Origin of the sequence: Agrococcus sp. HG114 (assembly GCF_024723325.1) — a bacterium.
Lineage (GTDB): Bacteria > Actinomycetota > Actinomycetes > Actinomycetales > Microbacteriaceae > Agrococcus.
On sequence record NZ_JANQCH010000004.1, the window covers coordinates 1 to 14,467 of the forward strand.

At 69.8% G+C, this 14,467-nt stretch carries 11 protein-coding genes and 1 riboswitch; of the genes, 2 read left to right on the top strand and 9 right to left on the bottom strand.

What is annotated here, in order from left to right:
• Window positions 1-40: 40 nt before the first annotated feature.
• The 4 genes from NWP09_RS01175 to NWP09_RS01190 form a co-directional block, all read right to left on the bottom strand.
• Entirely contained in the window at window positions 41-1,741 is a 1,701-nt protein-coding gene (locus NWP09_RS01175) for an HNH endonuclease signature motif containing protein (protein WP_258273711.1), read from the bottom strand.
• Window positions 1,742-2,175: 434 nt separating this feature from the next.
• Complete coding sequence (locus tag NWP09_RS01180; protein ID WP_258273712.1) at window positions 2,176-3,000, bottom strand: MetQ/NlpA family ABC transporter substrate-binding protein; 825 nt, start codon at window positions 2,998-3,000, stop codon at window positions 2,176-2,178.
• Window positions 3,001-3,008: 8 nt separating this feature from the next.
• Entirely contained in the window at window positions 3,009-3,836 is an 828-nt protein-coding gene (locus NWP09_RS01185; RefSeq protein ID WP_258273713.1) for a methionine ABC transporter permease, read from the bottom strand.
• Entirely contained in the window at window positions 3,833-4,843 is a 1,011-nt protein-coding gene (locus NWP09_RS01190; RefSeq protein ID WP_258273714.1) for a methionine ABC transporter ATP-binding protein, read from the bottom strand. The genes NWP09_RS01185 and NWP09_RS01190 overlap by 4 nt, the downstream gene beginning before the upstream one ends.
• A gap of 205 nt (window positions 4,844-5,048) precedes the next feature.
• Between NWP09_RS01190 and NWP09_RS01195 the strand changes: the two genes are divergently transcribed.
• Together NWP09_RS01195 and NWP09_RS01200 are read left to right on the top strand one after the other, a co-directional pair.
• On the top strand, window positions 5,049-6,515 hold the full coding sequence (locus tag NWP09_RS01195) for a DUF3578 domain-containing protein (protein WP_258273715.1): 1,467 nt from the start codon (window positions 5,049-5,051) through the stop codon (window positions 6,513-6,515).
• Window positions 6,508-7,740 carry an McrC family protein gene (locus tag NWP09_RS01200; protein WP_258273716.1) on the top strand — a complete coding sequence of 411 codons (1,233 nt, stop codon included), beginning with the start codon at window positions 6,508-6,510 and terminating at the stop codon, window positions 7,738-7,740. Before NWP09_RS01195 ends, NWP09_RS01200 begins: the two co-directional genes overlap by 8 nt.
• Before the next feature lie 32 nt (window positions 7,741-7,772).
• Here NWP09_RS01200 and NWP09_RS01205 read toward each other — a convergent pair whose 3' ends face one another.
• The 5 genes from NWP09_RS01205 to NWP09_RS01225 all read right to left on the bottom strand — a co-directional run bounded on the left by NWP09_RS01205 (window position 7,773) and on the right by NWP09_RS01225 (window position 14,467).
• The gene (locus NWP09_RS01205; RefSeq protein ID WP_258273717.1) at window positions 7,773-9,158 is read right to left on the bottom strand and encodes an LLM class flavin-dependent oxidoreductase; all 1,386 of its coding nucleotides are present in this window, start codon (window positions 9,156-9,158) and stop codon (window positions 7,773-7,775) included.
• Window positions 9,155-10,552 (bottom strand): MFS transporter, encoded by a 1,398-nt coding sequence (locus NWP09_RS01210; RefSeq protein WP_258273718.1) that lies wholly within the window; start codon window positions 10,550-10,552, stop codon window positions 9,155-9,157. The genes NWP09_RS01205 and NWP09_RS01210 overlap by 4 nt, the downstream gene beginning before the upstream one ends.
• A gap of 90 nt (window positions 10,553-10,642) precedes the next feature.
• Window positions 10,643-10,730, bottom strand: a riboswitch (SAM riboswitch).
• Window positions 10,731-10,945: 215 nt separating this feature from the next.
• A complete protein-coding gene (locus tag NWP09_RS01215) occupies window positions 10,946-11,692 on the bottom strand; it encodes a DUF4839 domain-containing protein (protein ID WP_258273719.1) in 747 nt (248 codons plus the stop codon).
• Window positions 11,693-11,812: 120 nt separating this feature from the next.
• Window positions 11,813-13,603 (bottom strand): nuclease-related domain-containing DEAD/DEAH box helicase, encoded by a 1,791-nt coding sequence (locus tag NWP09_RS01220; RefSeq protein WP_258273720.1) that lies wholly within the window; start codon window positions 13,601-13,603, stop codon window positions 11,813-11,815.
• Window positions 13,604-13,666: 63 nt separating this feature from the next.
• Window positions 13,667-14,467, bottom strand: a complete 801-nt coding sequence (locus tag NWP09_RS01225; protein ID WP_258273746.1) for an energy-coupling factor ABC transporter ATP-binding protein — start codon at window positions 14,465-14,467, stop codon at window positions 13,667-13,669.

Below are 14,467 nucleotides of genomic sequence, written 5' to 3' on the forward strand. Positions count from 1 at the left end.
GGCGCGCACATGCCGGGTATCGGTGGGATCTCGTCGAAGTTCAGCAGCGGAGCGCGATGCCGACCCTCACGCGGTCGAGTCGCCGGCCGTGGTCGACGAGCGCCGAGGAGCTGCGACCGCTTCGACACCCGCCCAGTCGCCGGCGCAAGCGCATCTCGACGCTGCTGCCCCCTGCAGCGTCCGCTCGCGCGGCACCGCGAGCGCCGCGGCGCCGCGCGGGCGCGCAGACCTCGCGTTCGACGAGCGCCTGCGATCGCTCGCCCGCTTCCGGGAGCGCTGCCGCGCGCGGCTGAACGACGGAGTCGTTGATCTTCACCGCGAGTGGCGCGGGCGCGTTCGCGGCGACCGCCGCTGCGGCATCGTCGAGCAGCACGGCTTCCGTGAGCCGGCCGTGGCTCCTGCGAGCCGGCTGGAGCTGCGGCACGATGCGCCAGATCCCCGCTTCGGGCGCGGCAGGCTCGACGAGCAGGCGGCCGGCGTGGATCTCGTGGTGGTGGTAGTTGCAGACGAGGATGCCGTTGTCGACGTCGGTGGCGCCGCCGAGCTGCCAGGGCACGATGTGGTGCGCCTCGCACCACGCGACGGGCATGCCGCAGCCGGGGACGCGGCAGCCCCTGTCGCGCTGCGCGAGGGCGCGCCGCTGCGCGCGGCTGAAGAGGCGCTCGGCGCGGCCGAGTGCGAGCGGGTGGCCGACCGCGCTCACGACGGTGTGCTGGATGCGTGCGTCGCAGACGAGCTGGTCGACGCGCTCGATCGGCACGAGCGCGAAGGTGTGCTCGATGGTCAGCGTGCGCTCGGCGTGAGCGACGCCGCGCACGTACGCGGCATAGGCGTCGATCGAGCCGGAGAAGACGAGCACCGGCGGCTCCCCGCCGGCCGCGGGTGCGGCGCCGGAGGCCGCGTGCGCCTGCACGAGGGCGAGCAGCACGTCGTGCCGCTTCTGCGCGGGGGTGCGGTCGTCGAGCGATGCCTCGTCGGCGGTGTCGGGCGCGTCTGCGTCGCGGAACGCGACCTTCACGCGCGGGCCGGTGTGCGCATCCAGCACGGCCTTGATGGCGGCGCCGCTCTCGGGGGTGCAGCGCATGAAGAGATCCCACGAGCCGTCGGGCAGCTGCCGCATGCGCACGGAGCGCAGCGCGCGCTGGCGCTCGTCGTTCGGCAGCACGCCGTCGGGGTCGAGCACCGCGGCGTAGGCCCGGGCTTGCACGACGAGCAGCTCGGGCACGAGCGGGGTGCGCGGGTCGGTCGCGGCGTCGACGAGCGCTCGCTCGCAGATGGCGAGCTGGTCGAGGTCGGCGCGCGACGCTGCCGGCTCGAGGGTCGAGATGATCGCGTGCGCCTGGGCGAAGGAGATGTCGCCCTCGGCGAGCGCTCCCGCGACCGCGGGGTACTTCGCCGGGATGTCGGCGCCCGTGAGGGAGGCCGCGCGCGAGGTCGCCCGCGACATCGCGAGCAGGTCGAGTGCGCGGCGCGAGCCGAGGCCGAAGGCGTTCGCGACCGCCTCCTTCGCATTGCGCGCACCGAGCAGGGCGCACAGCGGCTCGTCGCTCGGGCCCTGCGAGCGCTCCTCGACAGCGTGGGCGAGGTGCACCTGCAGCCCGTCGGCGACGCGCGAGAGCTCGGCGACTCGCGCGAGCAGCTCGATGAGCTCGTCGCGCGGGGCGGAGGCGAACGCGCCGGCATCGCCGAGCACAGCGCGGGCAGCAGCGACCGCTGCTTGCGCCTGCTCGATGCTCGTCACCCTCGACCTCCTCGTCGCGACGACTGTAGGTGCGGCCACCCACACAGCCCTTGCCCGTGACGGCGACTGTAGGTGCGGCCACCCACAGCGCCCTCTGCCCGTGGCGACGACAGTAGGCGGGGCTACCCACATCGCCGTGCCTCGTCGCGACGGCTGCAGATCCGGCCACCCACAGCGCCCTCTGCCCGTGGCGACGACTGTAGGCGGGGCCGCCCACATGGCCTTGGCGCGTCGCGACGACCGCAGATCCGGCCGCCACGTCATCGGCGCGCCTCATCGCGAGGACCGCAGATGGCGTCACCAACCAGCCCGGCACCAGCGCGACGGGACCGACGACGGCGACGGACACGACGCATCCGCAGCCCGTGAACGAGCACCGCGCCGCGCCCTCAAGGGACGCGGCGCGGCGGGGCCTCAGCCCCCGAGCGGATCCGTCAGTCGGCGACGGGCACGATGAGCCCGCCCCACGTGTCGAGCATGTACTGCTGCGTCTCGTCGGCCGTCAGCAGCTCGTAGAGCTTCGCGATGCGCGGGTCGCTCTCGAGCTCGGGGGTCGTCGCGAGCACGTTGAAGTACTCGGAGTCGTCGCCCTCGGTGAGGATCGCCTGCTCCTGCGTGAGCCCGGCCGGCAGCGCGAACGAGGCGGTGACGAAGACCGCGTCGTTGTCGGGGATCGCGAGCGGCAGCGTCGCGTTCTCGACCTCCGTGAACTGGAAGTTCGAGGGGTTCGCGGTGATGCCGTCGAGGTTCGTCGCGCCGTCGGCGATCTCGATGAGCCCCTCGGCCGCGAGGATCTCGAGCGCGCGCGCCTCGTTGGTCGGGTCGTTCGGGATCGCGATCGTCGCACCCTCGCCGAGCTCGTCGATCGAGCTGATCGAGTCGGAGTAGAAGGCGGCCGCCGGCAGGTAGACCTCGCCGACCGAGACGAGCGAGCCGCCCGCCTGCGAGTTGTACGTCTCCATGAACGTCGCGTTCTGGAAGAGGTTCGCGTCGGTCGAGCCGTCGGTGAGCGCGGGGTTCGGGGTGTTGTAGTCGGTGAACTCGACGAACTCGATGTCGAGACCCTCCGCATCCGCGAGGTTCTCGTCGACCCAGGTGAGGATGTCGCCGGCGGGCACGGGGAGCGCGCCGACGCGGACGGTGCCGAGCGAGCCGTCCTCGGGGGCGGCGGTGTCGGCGGCGCCCGACGAGCAGGCGGTGAGCGCGACGACGGTCGCGCCCGCGGTGAGGGCGGTGAGCAGGGAGCGGCGGTTTGCCATGGTGGTCCTTAGCGGGTGGGGGAGTCGGTGTCGCCGCGCGCGGGCTCGCGGGGAGCCGGCGCGGTGACGATGGATGCGTCGTCGAGGTCGAGCGCGGCGCGCTCGGTCCGTCGGGCGGCGCGGCTGGCGGCGGGGGTGGCGCCGCTCAGCCGTCGTGCGAGCCGAGTGAGCAGCCACTGCACGACCTGCACGATGACGAACAGGATGATGACGACGAAGACGATGTGGAGCGCGCTGTAGCGCTGCATGCCGTAGGTGAGGGCGACGTTGCCGAGGCCGCCGCCGCCGACCACACCGACCATCGCCGAGAAGTTGATGATCGAGGTGACGGTCGTGGCGGTGCCGAGCGCGATCGCCGGCCACGCCTGCGGCAGCAGCACGCGCCGCACGATGAGCCAGCGGGAGGCGCCGAGCGACTCGGCGGCTTCGAACAGGCCCGCGTCAACCTCGCGCACGGCGATCTCGACGACGCGCACGAAGAACGGGATCGCGACGAGCGTGAGCGGCACGATCGCGGGGCCGGTGCCGATGAACGAGCCGAGCAGCCAGCGCGTGAAGGGGATGAGCGCGATCATCAGCACGATGAACGGCACCGAGCGGCCGAGGTTGACGACGAAGCCGAGCACGGCGTTGATCGCGCGGCCGAGCCAGCGCTGCCCGAGCGGCGCCTGGAGGAAGCGGCCGGGCTCGGTGCCGACGAGCACGATCCCGAGCGGCAGCCCGACGATGAACGTGATCGCCATCGCGATCGCCGTCATGTAGAGCGTCTCCCACGTGCCCTCGAGGAGCACGGCGAAGAGCTGCGGCCAGAACTCCGGCGCGGCGGGGTCGATCACGCGGTCACCTCCTGCGCCTGCACGTCCGGTGCCTGCACCTCCCACGCGGTGATGCCCTGCGCCCGAAGCGCGGTGAGCACCTGCGTCGTGGACGCATCCGGCACCGCGAGCCGCGTGCGGCCCGCCTGGACGCCTGCGACGTTCTCGATCGCGGCGCCGAGGATCGACAGGTCGATCTCGAAGTCGCGCGCGAGCTGCGCGATGACGGGGCGGTCGGCCGAGAGGTCGGCGTAGGTGATGTCGACGATGGAGTGACCGGGGATGCGGTGGGGCTCGCCGACGGGGAAGAGCTCGGCGGCGACGCGGCTGCCGGGCGTCGTGATGAGCTCGGCGAGGCGGCCCTGCTCGACGACGCGGCCGCGCTCCATGAGGGCGGCGGAGTCGCAGATGCGCTTGACGACGTCCATCTCGTGGGTGATGAGGAGCACGGTGAGGCCGAGCTCGCCCGAGAGGCGCTTGATGAGGTCGAGGATCTGCCGCGTGGTCTCGGGGTCGAGTGCGCTCGTGGCCTCGTCGCTCAGCAGCACGTCGGGCTCGGAGGCGAGTGCGCGGGCGATGCCGACGCGCTGGCGCTGGCCGCCGGAGAGCTGCGCGGGGCGGTCGTTCGCGCGGTGGCCGAGGCCGACGAGGTCGAGCATCTCGAGCGCGCGGCGACGGCGCTCGTCGCCCTTGACGCCGACCGCCTCGAGCGCGAACTCGACGTTCTGCGAGACGGTGCGGTTGCCGACGAGGTTGAAGTGCTGGAAGACCATGCCGATCTTGTGGCGGGCCTGTCGCAGCGCGGCGCCCTCGAGCCCGGTGATGACGGTGCCGTCGACGGTCACGGTGCCGGAGTCGGGCCGCTCGAGCGCGTTGACGGTGCGCAGCAGCGTCGACTTGCCGGCGCCCGACTGCCCGACGACGCCGAAGATCTCGCCGCGCTTGACCTCGATGGAGACGTCGTCGAGCGCGACGACGGCGTCGGGGCCGTCGCCGAAGCGTCGGCTGACGTGGTCGATCGTGATCATGGGGAGGCTCCCGGTCCGGATGCGGTGGGTCGCCTTCCATGGTCGCACGGTGTCAGATAGCGCGGCGGGATGTGACGGAGTGTGACGGCCGCTCGAGGCGCGCGCTCAGCGGCCCGTTGTCCAGAGTCGACGAGCCAGAGCATCGCTCACCTATGGTGGAGGTGATCACAGGCGATTGGAGCCGGCATTGGTGGCTGGAACGCGGATGGCCGAACTTATGCGGCGCGTGCTTGAACTGCAGTCCGACTACTCCTTCCAAATTACGGAGGAGATGGCCGAGCGCGGCGCGGCTCTGAACGAAATCGGGGCGGCCCTGCGGGAAGCCCTACAAGGCGGGCATCCGGAGCTCAAGGTGTTGCAGAGCAACGGCGCAGGCAACGCGGCCAAGGTGCCTTGGGTCAATATCGCGGATCCGCAACGTTCCACCAGCCCCACTGATGGCTACTACCTCGTGTACCTATTCTCACGAGACGGATCGGCCGTCTACCTGAGCTTGGACCTTGGGGTGACTCGGCTGGATCGGTCCGATGCAGTCGAGATGGTTCGGGCGGCGCGACGGCTGCTCCCGAATGCCGCGCTTGCCGATACGACGGCTCAGCCAACTGAGGCGATGGACCTTGCTGACAACAACTTGGGCCGCAAGTACGAGCTGGGCAATATAGAGGCGATTCGGTACGACGCAGATGACTTGCCCGCCGACGACGCGTTGCTCGCAGACCTCGAAGCGATGATCGCGCGGATGCAACAGCTGCCTCCGCGGCTTGGGGAGCTGGCGGGCGTCGCGGGCGCCGACGAGCTTCGGATCGAATACGTGCCGTCGCAGGCGTCCAGAGCGGCCAGTCTCGCGCGCGAACTGACATGGCCCGTCGAGAGAGCCGAGGAGGCGTTGGACGTTCTCGCGAGCGAGAGGCCTCAGATAGCTCTCTATGGTCCTCCCGGGACTGGAAAATCCTTCGTTGCCAAGCGGATCGCGGCCGCGTCGATCGGATCAGCAGATGCTCACCGGACCCGTTTCGTGCAGTTCCACTCGAGCTACGGCTATGAAGAGTTCGTCGAGGGTCTCCGTCCGACGGCAACTGCCAAGTCGACGCTCGAGTTCGTGCGCACACCTGGTGTACTCCTCCGCCTAGCCCAGGAGATCAACGCAGACGGACTGACTCGCGCGCTGATCATCGATGAAATGAATCGAGCGAATTTGCCTCGAGTGTTCGGCGAGTTGCTCTACCTGCTCGAGTATCGCGACGATGTCGTCAACTTGATGCACGAAGAGTCGTTCCGCCTGCCGCGCGAGCTGCAGTTCATCGGAACGATGAACACCGCCGACCGTTCAGCCCAAGGTCTCGACGTGGCGCTGCGGCGTCGCTTCGAATTCTTCGAACTGCTACCCGACGTAGAGGTGCTTAGAGAGCACTACAGGCGTGGTTCGGTCAACGCGCTCGGGGAGCGGCTGTACGAGGGCTTTGAGGAGCTCAACCGCCGTCTGCGCGCGGAGCTCGCCTCGAACGATCTGCTGATCGGACACTCGTACTTCATGAAGCCGCGTATGGATGAGAAGGTGCTGGGGCAGCTCTTCAGACGTCAGCTGATGCCGCTCTTGGAGGACTACTTCTTCATGGATCGCAGTCGCCTTGCTGACTTCGAGCTGAACGAGATGTTCAACGTGCATGCTTGACGTTGTCCTTCGAGAGAATGAATGGCGCCGCGTCCGCCTGACGGCGTTGCAGACCGAAGAGCTGGTTGCGGCGGGTCGAGAACTCGCGGGTCGACGTCTCGCGTGGCGGAGCTCCGAGGACGATGATGCCGACCGTTCCGCCATCGCGATTGTTGCGGCAGGGGCCGGCGAGTTCCGGTTGTCATTTTCGAATGTCATCGGCGTGGTGGCGCTTACAGGATTGACGCTGCGAATCGTGCCGAAGATCGACCTGAGTCATTTCCTCTTCATAGCTGCTCATGCTCTACAGATTGAGCCTCGGATGAGCGCGTCTCTTGCGGCCGTCGAACCCCATGCGCAGATGCAAGAGGTTCTCGCACGCGCCCTTGTTGCTGAGGCCCAGCGGTGTCTGCGGCTCGGCCTTCAGCGGGGGTACGCCGACCGAAGCTACGAGGCTGCCAGCGTGCGGGGCACCATCGAACTCGTTGCCACCACACGTAACGTCCTGAGTGGCCGCATGCGGGTTCGAGGGCGAGCGGACGACTTCGTCGCGGACACCCCGCTCAATCGCCTTGTGAAGGAGGCGCTTCGGCGGGTCGCAAGCGACAGGTTTCTGTCGGGCGGCGTCCGAGGTATCGCGAATGAGTTGTTGCGAGACTTCAACGAGGTAGGGCCGATCGTCGCATCGGACGTCCGTCCGGCCCTGAGTCGCGGCCAGACTCCCTATCGCAGGTTGGCAGACCTATGCCGAGTGGTAGTCGAGGCCGGCGGTATCGGACTCGCGAAGGGCGGCACCGGAGTCGAGAGCTTCCTCCTGGCGACGCCCGGAATCGTGGAGTCAGGGATCCGAGAGCTGCTCACCCGAGCTCTGGCGCCGTACGAGGTGCAGCCCCGGGGTGGCGGGAAGGTGCTGGTGAAAGCTCCTCCGTTCAGCGTTCATCCGGATCTGTTGTTGACGAAAGCGCCGCTGACCGGGGACGTGAAGTATCGACTCACGCGGAGCGGCTGGAACCGCTCCGCGGTGGCACAATCCGTGATGTTCGCCGCGGCCTACGGTTCGCCAGTCGGCTTCATCGTCGGGTTCACGGATCGCGAAGCGCGCTCACTTCCCGGGCTCGCGCTCGGAAGCATCACGATTCATGAACTCTGGTGGCCGGCGCTACCCTCCGTATCTCCGCAGGCAGCTGCCGCGCGGGTGGCCGACTCGTTGCGGCAAGCGATAGGCACAATGCAGCGAGTTGCGTGATAGCGAAGGCGCAGCAGAGGCAGCTTCGCCGATCAGACGCGCGCCGCGGCGTTCCGAAATCTCGCTCCAAGGTGATCCTCTGGCAGCTGCGGACCAGCGCCGGTCAGCGCCTCGCGCAGCGTGAGGCCCTTCGGCTCGTCGCCAGCTTCCGGCAGCAGCCCCCGCCGCCGCAACTCCGGCGTCGCGAGGTCGACGAAGCGCTCGATATCGGCCGGCCGCACCGCCGCCGTGATGTTGAAGCCGTCGACGCCCGACTCCTCGCGCCAGCGCTCGAGCTCGTCGACCACCGTCGCCGGGGAGCCGACGATCACCGGACCGCGGCCGCCGATCGCGACGAACTCCGCGAGGTCGCGCACCGTCCACGTGCGGCCCGTCGAGAGGGTGGTGAACGACGCGAGCGCCGAGTGGTTCGCCTCGGTCTGCACGTGCTCGAGCGTCGCATCCGGGTCGAGGCCCGACAGGTCGACGCCGGTCCATCCGCCGAAGAGCGCGAGTGCGCCCTCGATGTCGACGTGCTGCCGGTACTCCTCGAGCCGCGCCTGCGCCTCCTCGTCGGTCTCGGCGACGATGACGGTCGCGATCGTCAGGATCTTGACCGCATCCGCCGACCGGCCGCGCTCGACGAGCCCACTGCGCACGCCGTCGACCCAGCGGCGCACGAGCTGCGGCGTGGAGCCCGAGAAGAAGATCGCCTCCGCGTGGTCGAGCGAGAACGCCTGCCCTCGGCTCGACGCGCCCGCCTGGAAGAGGAAGGGCGTGCCCTGCGGCCCCGGGTGCGCGAGCGCGTAGCCGGGCACCGTGAACCACTCGCCCTCGTGCGCGATCGGATGCACCTTGTCTGGGTCTACCCAGACGCCCGCGTCCTTGTCGGCGACCACCGCATCCGGCTCGAACGAGCCCTCGAAGAGCTTGTACATGACCTGCATGTACTCGTCGGCGCGGTCGTAGCGCACGTCGTGCGGCAGCTGCTTGTCGTAGCCGAGGTTGCGCGCGGCGGAGTCCTGGTAGGAGGTGACGATGTTCCACGCGATGCGGCCACCCGTGAAGTGGTCGAGCGTCGTGAGCGTGCGCGCGAGCAGGTAGGGCGACTCGTAGGTGACCGACGCGGTGACGCCGAAGCCGAGCCGCTCGGTGACCGCCGCCATCGCCGGCACCGCGACAAGCGGGTCGAGCACCGGGTACTGCACACCGCCGCGCGCGGTCGCCTCGATGCCGTCGCCGTAGACGTCGTAGACGCCCGGGATGTCGGCCAGGAACAGCGCCGAGAAGCCGCCGCGCTCGAGCGTCTTCGCGAGCTCCGTCCAGTAGCCGAGCGTGTCGAAGTCCCGCGCCCGCGACTCCGGGTGCCGCCACAGGCCGGGCGACTGGTGGTTGGGCACGAGCATCTCGAAGGCGCTGAGCAGCAAGGGGCGGGTCATCGTGCGGTCCTCTCGGTGGTGGCGAGCGCGAGCTCGGCCTCGGTCGGGGTGGCCTCTTCGTCGGTGGTGGAGCGGATGCTCTCGGTCGCGCCGTGCAGGTCGCCCAAGTCGGTGCCGGCCCGGTCGCGCGCGGGGTCCGCGGCGAACAGGGCCGCGACGATCGAGATCGTCACGAGCACCGACAGGTAGCCGGCGATGAGCCATGGCTCGTTGCCGCCCGCGGAGTAGAGCAGCGCGGCGATCATCGGCATGAGGCCGCCGCCGAGCACCGAGCCGATCTGGTAGCCGAGGCTCACGCCCGAGTAGCGCACGTGCACCGGGAACTGCTCGGCGAACCACGCCGCCTGCGGCCCGTAGACCGCGTCGTGCGCGAGGTTCACGCCGATGACGACGACGAGCGGCAGCAGCTCGAGCGGGCCGGCGTCGAGGAAGGCGAACAGCGCCCAGCCGAACACGCCGATCGCGGCGTAGCCGTAGATCGAGACGCGGCGGCGGCCCACGCGGTCGGAGAGCCAGCTCCACAGCGGCGTCGCGGCGAGCCCGACGGCCGAGGCGATCATCACCGCGGTGACGCCGGAGGTGGTGTCGCCGCGCTCGCTCGCGAGGTAGCTGAGCATGTAGACGGTGATGAGGAAGTAGACGGCGTTCTGACCGAGGCGCAGGCCGATCGTGACCAGGAGCGGCCGCCAGTGGTTGCGGAGCAGCTCGGCGACCGGGGCGCGCGTGACGCCGCTCGAGCGGTGCTCCTCGAACTCGGGCGCGTCCTCGACGCCGAGCCGGATCCAGAGCCCGAACGCGACGAGCACCGCTGAGATGAGGAACGGGATCCGCCAGCCGAACTCGGCGAACTGCTCGGCACTCACCGCGTGCTGCACGATGAAGAAGGCGCCGGTCGCGAGCAGCATGCCGGCGGACGAGCCGAGCTGCGTGAACGAGCCGAATAGCCCGCGGTGCCGTGCCGGTGCGTGCTCGACGCTCAGCAGCGCCGAGCCGCCCCACTCGGCGCCCGCCGACAGGCCCTGCAGCACCCGCAGCACGATGAGAGCGCCGACCGCCCACCAGCCGATCGCCGCGAAGTTCGGCAGCAGCCCGATGATCGTCGTCGCGACGCCCATGAGCAGCAGCGACGCGACCAGCAGCGACTTGCGCCCGATGCGATCGCCGAGGTGGCCCGCGATGATGCCGCCGAGCGGCCGCACCACGATGCCGACCGCGAGCGTCGCGAACGACGCGATCGTGCCGGCGAGCGCGCTCCCCGCGGGGAAGAACTGCGTGCTGAAGATGAGGGCGGATGCGGTGCCGTAGAGGTAGAAGTCGTACCACTCGATCGTGGTCCCGACGAAGGAGGAGGCGAGCACGCGTCGTCGCTGCCGGCTCCGGTCTATCGTGGTCATGCGGTGTCCTCTCGTGACCCGAGGTCGCCGCGTCCGGGCACGCGCAGCGGGCTCGGTCGATGCCGGCTCGGTGCCGGTCTCGATGCGGGATGTCCATCGGTCCTGGCCGAAGCACCCGCGCGATCACGGGTTGCTGCGGCGTCGTCGAGCCAGGTCTCTCGGCCGCTCTGGATGGTGTGCTCTCACGGTAGGAGCGCGTCGCCGCGGGCGCACGGGGGGCCGTCACGGTCGGTAACAGAGCGGATGCGCGGCAAGCGGAAGACCCCGGGGAGCTGCAGCTCCACCGGGGTCTCTTGGTTCTAGCGGCGGTGCGTCCTCACTCCGGCCGCGCGCTTCGCGGAGATGCGCCGCGGCAGCTCACACGCGGATCTGAGCTCGACGCGCCGGACGGCATCATCGGATCTGCGTCGCCACGGGCTCGAGCTGGAAGAGCAACCGGAAATTGTCGAACTCCAGCACTCTGGCGGTGATCCGGACGTTGTCCCCGACGCCGATCGAGTCAGGGACGTCGTCGCTGTCGACATCGCGGAACTGGAACGAAGGACCACCATGAGAGATGGTTTCGCTGTAATCGCCGTACGTCAGCAAGATGTCGTAGCGGGTCGAGTAGCTGCTGTGCAGTGCCATTGCACCGATGCTCGCGTCGAACTCGATCAGGCGGCCCTCGTACTCGGCAGCGAACTGCTCAACGGTGGGGCCTTGGTCCGGGCCGGTCAGAAGAGCCGCGAGATCTTCGCTGTTCTCGATGGTCAGCGGTGTCGGCTCCGCATTCTCGGAGGAAGCGGCGGCCCCGCTCGTTGTAGCCGGCTCCGTCACCGCAGGCTCGCTTTCCGCGGCCGGTACTTGAGTGTCCGCGGGAGCCGCCGCGCTCTCGGACGTGGCGGGCGCGTCGTCGTCGCTACCGAGCGCGGATCCCACGCCCACCGCTGCGGCAAGGACAACAGCCGCCGCAAGCCCTATCGCGATCTGCCGCATCGGCACTTTGGGCTTCGGTCGCCGAAACGTCAGCTCACTCCGCAGGGCGCCCTGCGACTGTCCGACCAGTTCCCATCCATCCGCTTCCCACTTCGCTATGGTTCGCGACTCGAATCCCCGTACGACCGTCGTGGTGGAGGTCTGGAACTGGCCGTTGTCGCTCATCTTTGTCTTTCTCGAATCCGCCGAGATCTCCCGGAATGAGATGAGCCTAAGTGCCGTCGGCGACCATGGGCGTCCATCTGCACGTTCCCTCTCGAGGCGAAAGTCGCCGGATATCTCGGCTCAAGCGCGGAGCGGGGCTCGCTGCAGGATCTCGTCGAGGCTCGTGAGGATCACGAGCCGCTCGGTCGCGCGCGTCGCGCCGATGTAGAGGAGGTCCTGCCAGCGCGGGGTCGTGCCGTCGACGTCCGTGACGATCACGGCGGGCGACTCGAGGCCCTTGTAGGCGTGGACCGTGCCCCACGGCGTGCCGTTGGGGTCCCCGTCGTGGCGGGCCAGCGCATCCGCCACCGCACCGCCGGCACGGCTCGCCGCAGACGCCCGCCGAGGGGAGAGCACGAGGATCTCGCGCGGGTTCCAGCCCTCCTCCCACAGCGACATGAGCGCGTGGGCGAGCTGCTCCTGCTGCTCGGACTCGTTGCGGTAGCCGAGCACGGTGAGGGGGAGCGGGTCGTCCTCCTCGCCGTCGCGGTCGAAGCCGATGTAGAGCTCGTCGTCGAGCAGCTCCTCGATGAGCTCGGCGAGCTGCGGGGTCTGGCGCACGTTCGACGTGAGGGTCATCTCGGCGGCGTCGGGGATGCGGGTGTCGAGGAGGTGGCGTCTCGATGCGCCCGACTGCGTCGGACTACTCGACGAGCGGGCGGGAGCGCCCGAGTCGCCGGAGACGTGCGCGGCCAGCGCCTCCTCGACGGGGGAGCCGAGCGGGCGGTAGATGTCCTGGCGGGTGAAGTCGCCGGCGAGCACCACCCGGGCGCCGGCGAGCCCGCCGACCAGCAGGCTGTCGAGCACGTCGAGCGTGGAGTCGCGCGCGAGATCCTGCGCCTCGTCGGCGACGAGGCACGTGAACGACGGCTCGAAGCCCGGCACGCGCGTGACGGCGAGGGTGGCCTCGGGGAGCGTGCCGTTCCACCACGCGTCGCCGGCATCCTCGGGCGGCTCGATCTTGGCGTAGGCGAGCATCAGCTGGTGCACGCGGGCGACGGTGATGTCGTCGCGGTCGCGCAGCCGGTGCTGCAGGTCGCCCTCGAGCCTGCGGTTGAAGCACGTGAGCAGCACGCGCTCGTCGCGGTTCGCCGCCTGCAGCGCGGCGCGCACGGCGACGTTCGTCTTGCCGGTGCCGGCCGGGCCGGTGACGAGCAGGCGGGGGCTCGCGCTGAAGTACTGCAGCGCGCGCTCCTGCCGCTCGGTCGCCTCCCGCAGGTCTCGCTCGCGCACTTCGCGCCGCTCGGCCATCGCGCGCGCCCACGAGATCGACGGCTGCAGCGCCTGCCGGAACTCGTCGACATCCTGCTCGTCGGGCCTGCCCGGCTGGTACGCCGGCACGCGGCGCTCGAGCTCGCGGCGCCCGTGCCGCAGCACGCCGACGATGCTCGTGACCAGGCGGGATGCGTCGAGGTCGGCCCGCGTGAGCGTCTCGTTCGCGGGCACGTCGATGCGCGCCTCGAGCTGCGCCACGAGCTCGCCGCCCCGCATCGGGAACCACACCGCCTGCCAGATCGGGTAGGGCGGCACGAAGGCCCGCCGCTCGATCCACTTGCGGATGCTGCGCGAGTTGTCCCACGCCTGGTCGTAGGGGGAGCGGGGCGTCGGCTCCTGGCTGCCGAGCCGCCAGAGCCCGTCGTCGCCGACCTCGACGCGCTCGTGCGACTTCACCTCGACGACGAGCACGCCCTCGCCGGGCGCGACGATGACGAAGTCCGCCTCGCCCTCGACCTGCGTCTCATGGTGGCGGATGGGCAGGCCGTGCCAGACGATCCAGCCCTCGGTGCCGGGGTGGTCGCGCAGCGCCTCGAACACCTTCGCCTCGCCGGGCGGGGTGCGGGGCCGCATGAGCCCGGGGACCATCGTGGCCATGGTGCCACCGTAGCTGCGCCGATAGAGGTGTCGGGGCGGCCTCGCGGCCGCCCCGACACCTTGTCAGCCGGCGAGTCGCTTGGCGATCTCCTCGACGTGCAGCGGCACGTCGTCGAGGCCCAGCCGGTCGAGCGCCTGCGCGATGACCGGCGGAGTGAGCCGAGCCTCGCGCATGACGTCCGGGTTCCGGAAGACGCTACCCTGCAGGTCGTCGACGACCACCCGCTTGTTCGCCATGACGATCACCCGCTGGAAGTGCTCGGCGACGAACTCCATGTCGTGCGTGATCGTGATGACGATCTTGCCCTGCTGCTGGAGGTGGCCGATGATGCCTGCGATGCGGTTGAGGCCCACGAGGTCCTGCCCGGCCGTCGGCTCGTCGAGGATGACGACCTTTGTGTCGGCCGCGATCACCGACGCGATCGTGACGAACTTCCGGATCGACAGCGGCAGGTCGTACGGGTTCGTCTCGAGGTCGGCACGGATGCCGCAGATCTCCGCGGCCGCCTCGACCCGCTGACGAGCCGCATCCGCGTCGATCTTCTGGCGCTTCAGCCCGTACTCGATCTCGGCGAACGCCGTGCTGTTGAAAATCTGGTCGTCGGGGTTCTGGAAGACGTAGCCGACATCGCGCGCGGTCGCGGCCGCGGTGCGGTCGGTCGTCGCGATGCCGTTGACCACCGCCCGACCGGAACTCGGCCGCAGCAGCCCGTTGATCATCTTGACGGTCGTCGTCTTGCCAGCGCCGTTCTGGCCGACGATCGCGACCGACTCGCCCTCCTCGACGCTGAAGCTCACGCCGTCGACCGCCGTCACGCCGTTCGGATACGAGAACACCACATCCTCGAGCTCGATGAATGCCAT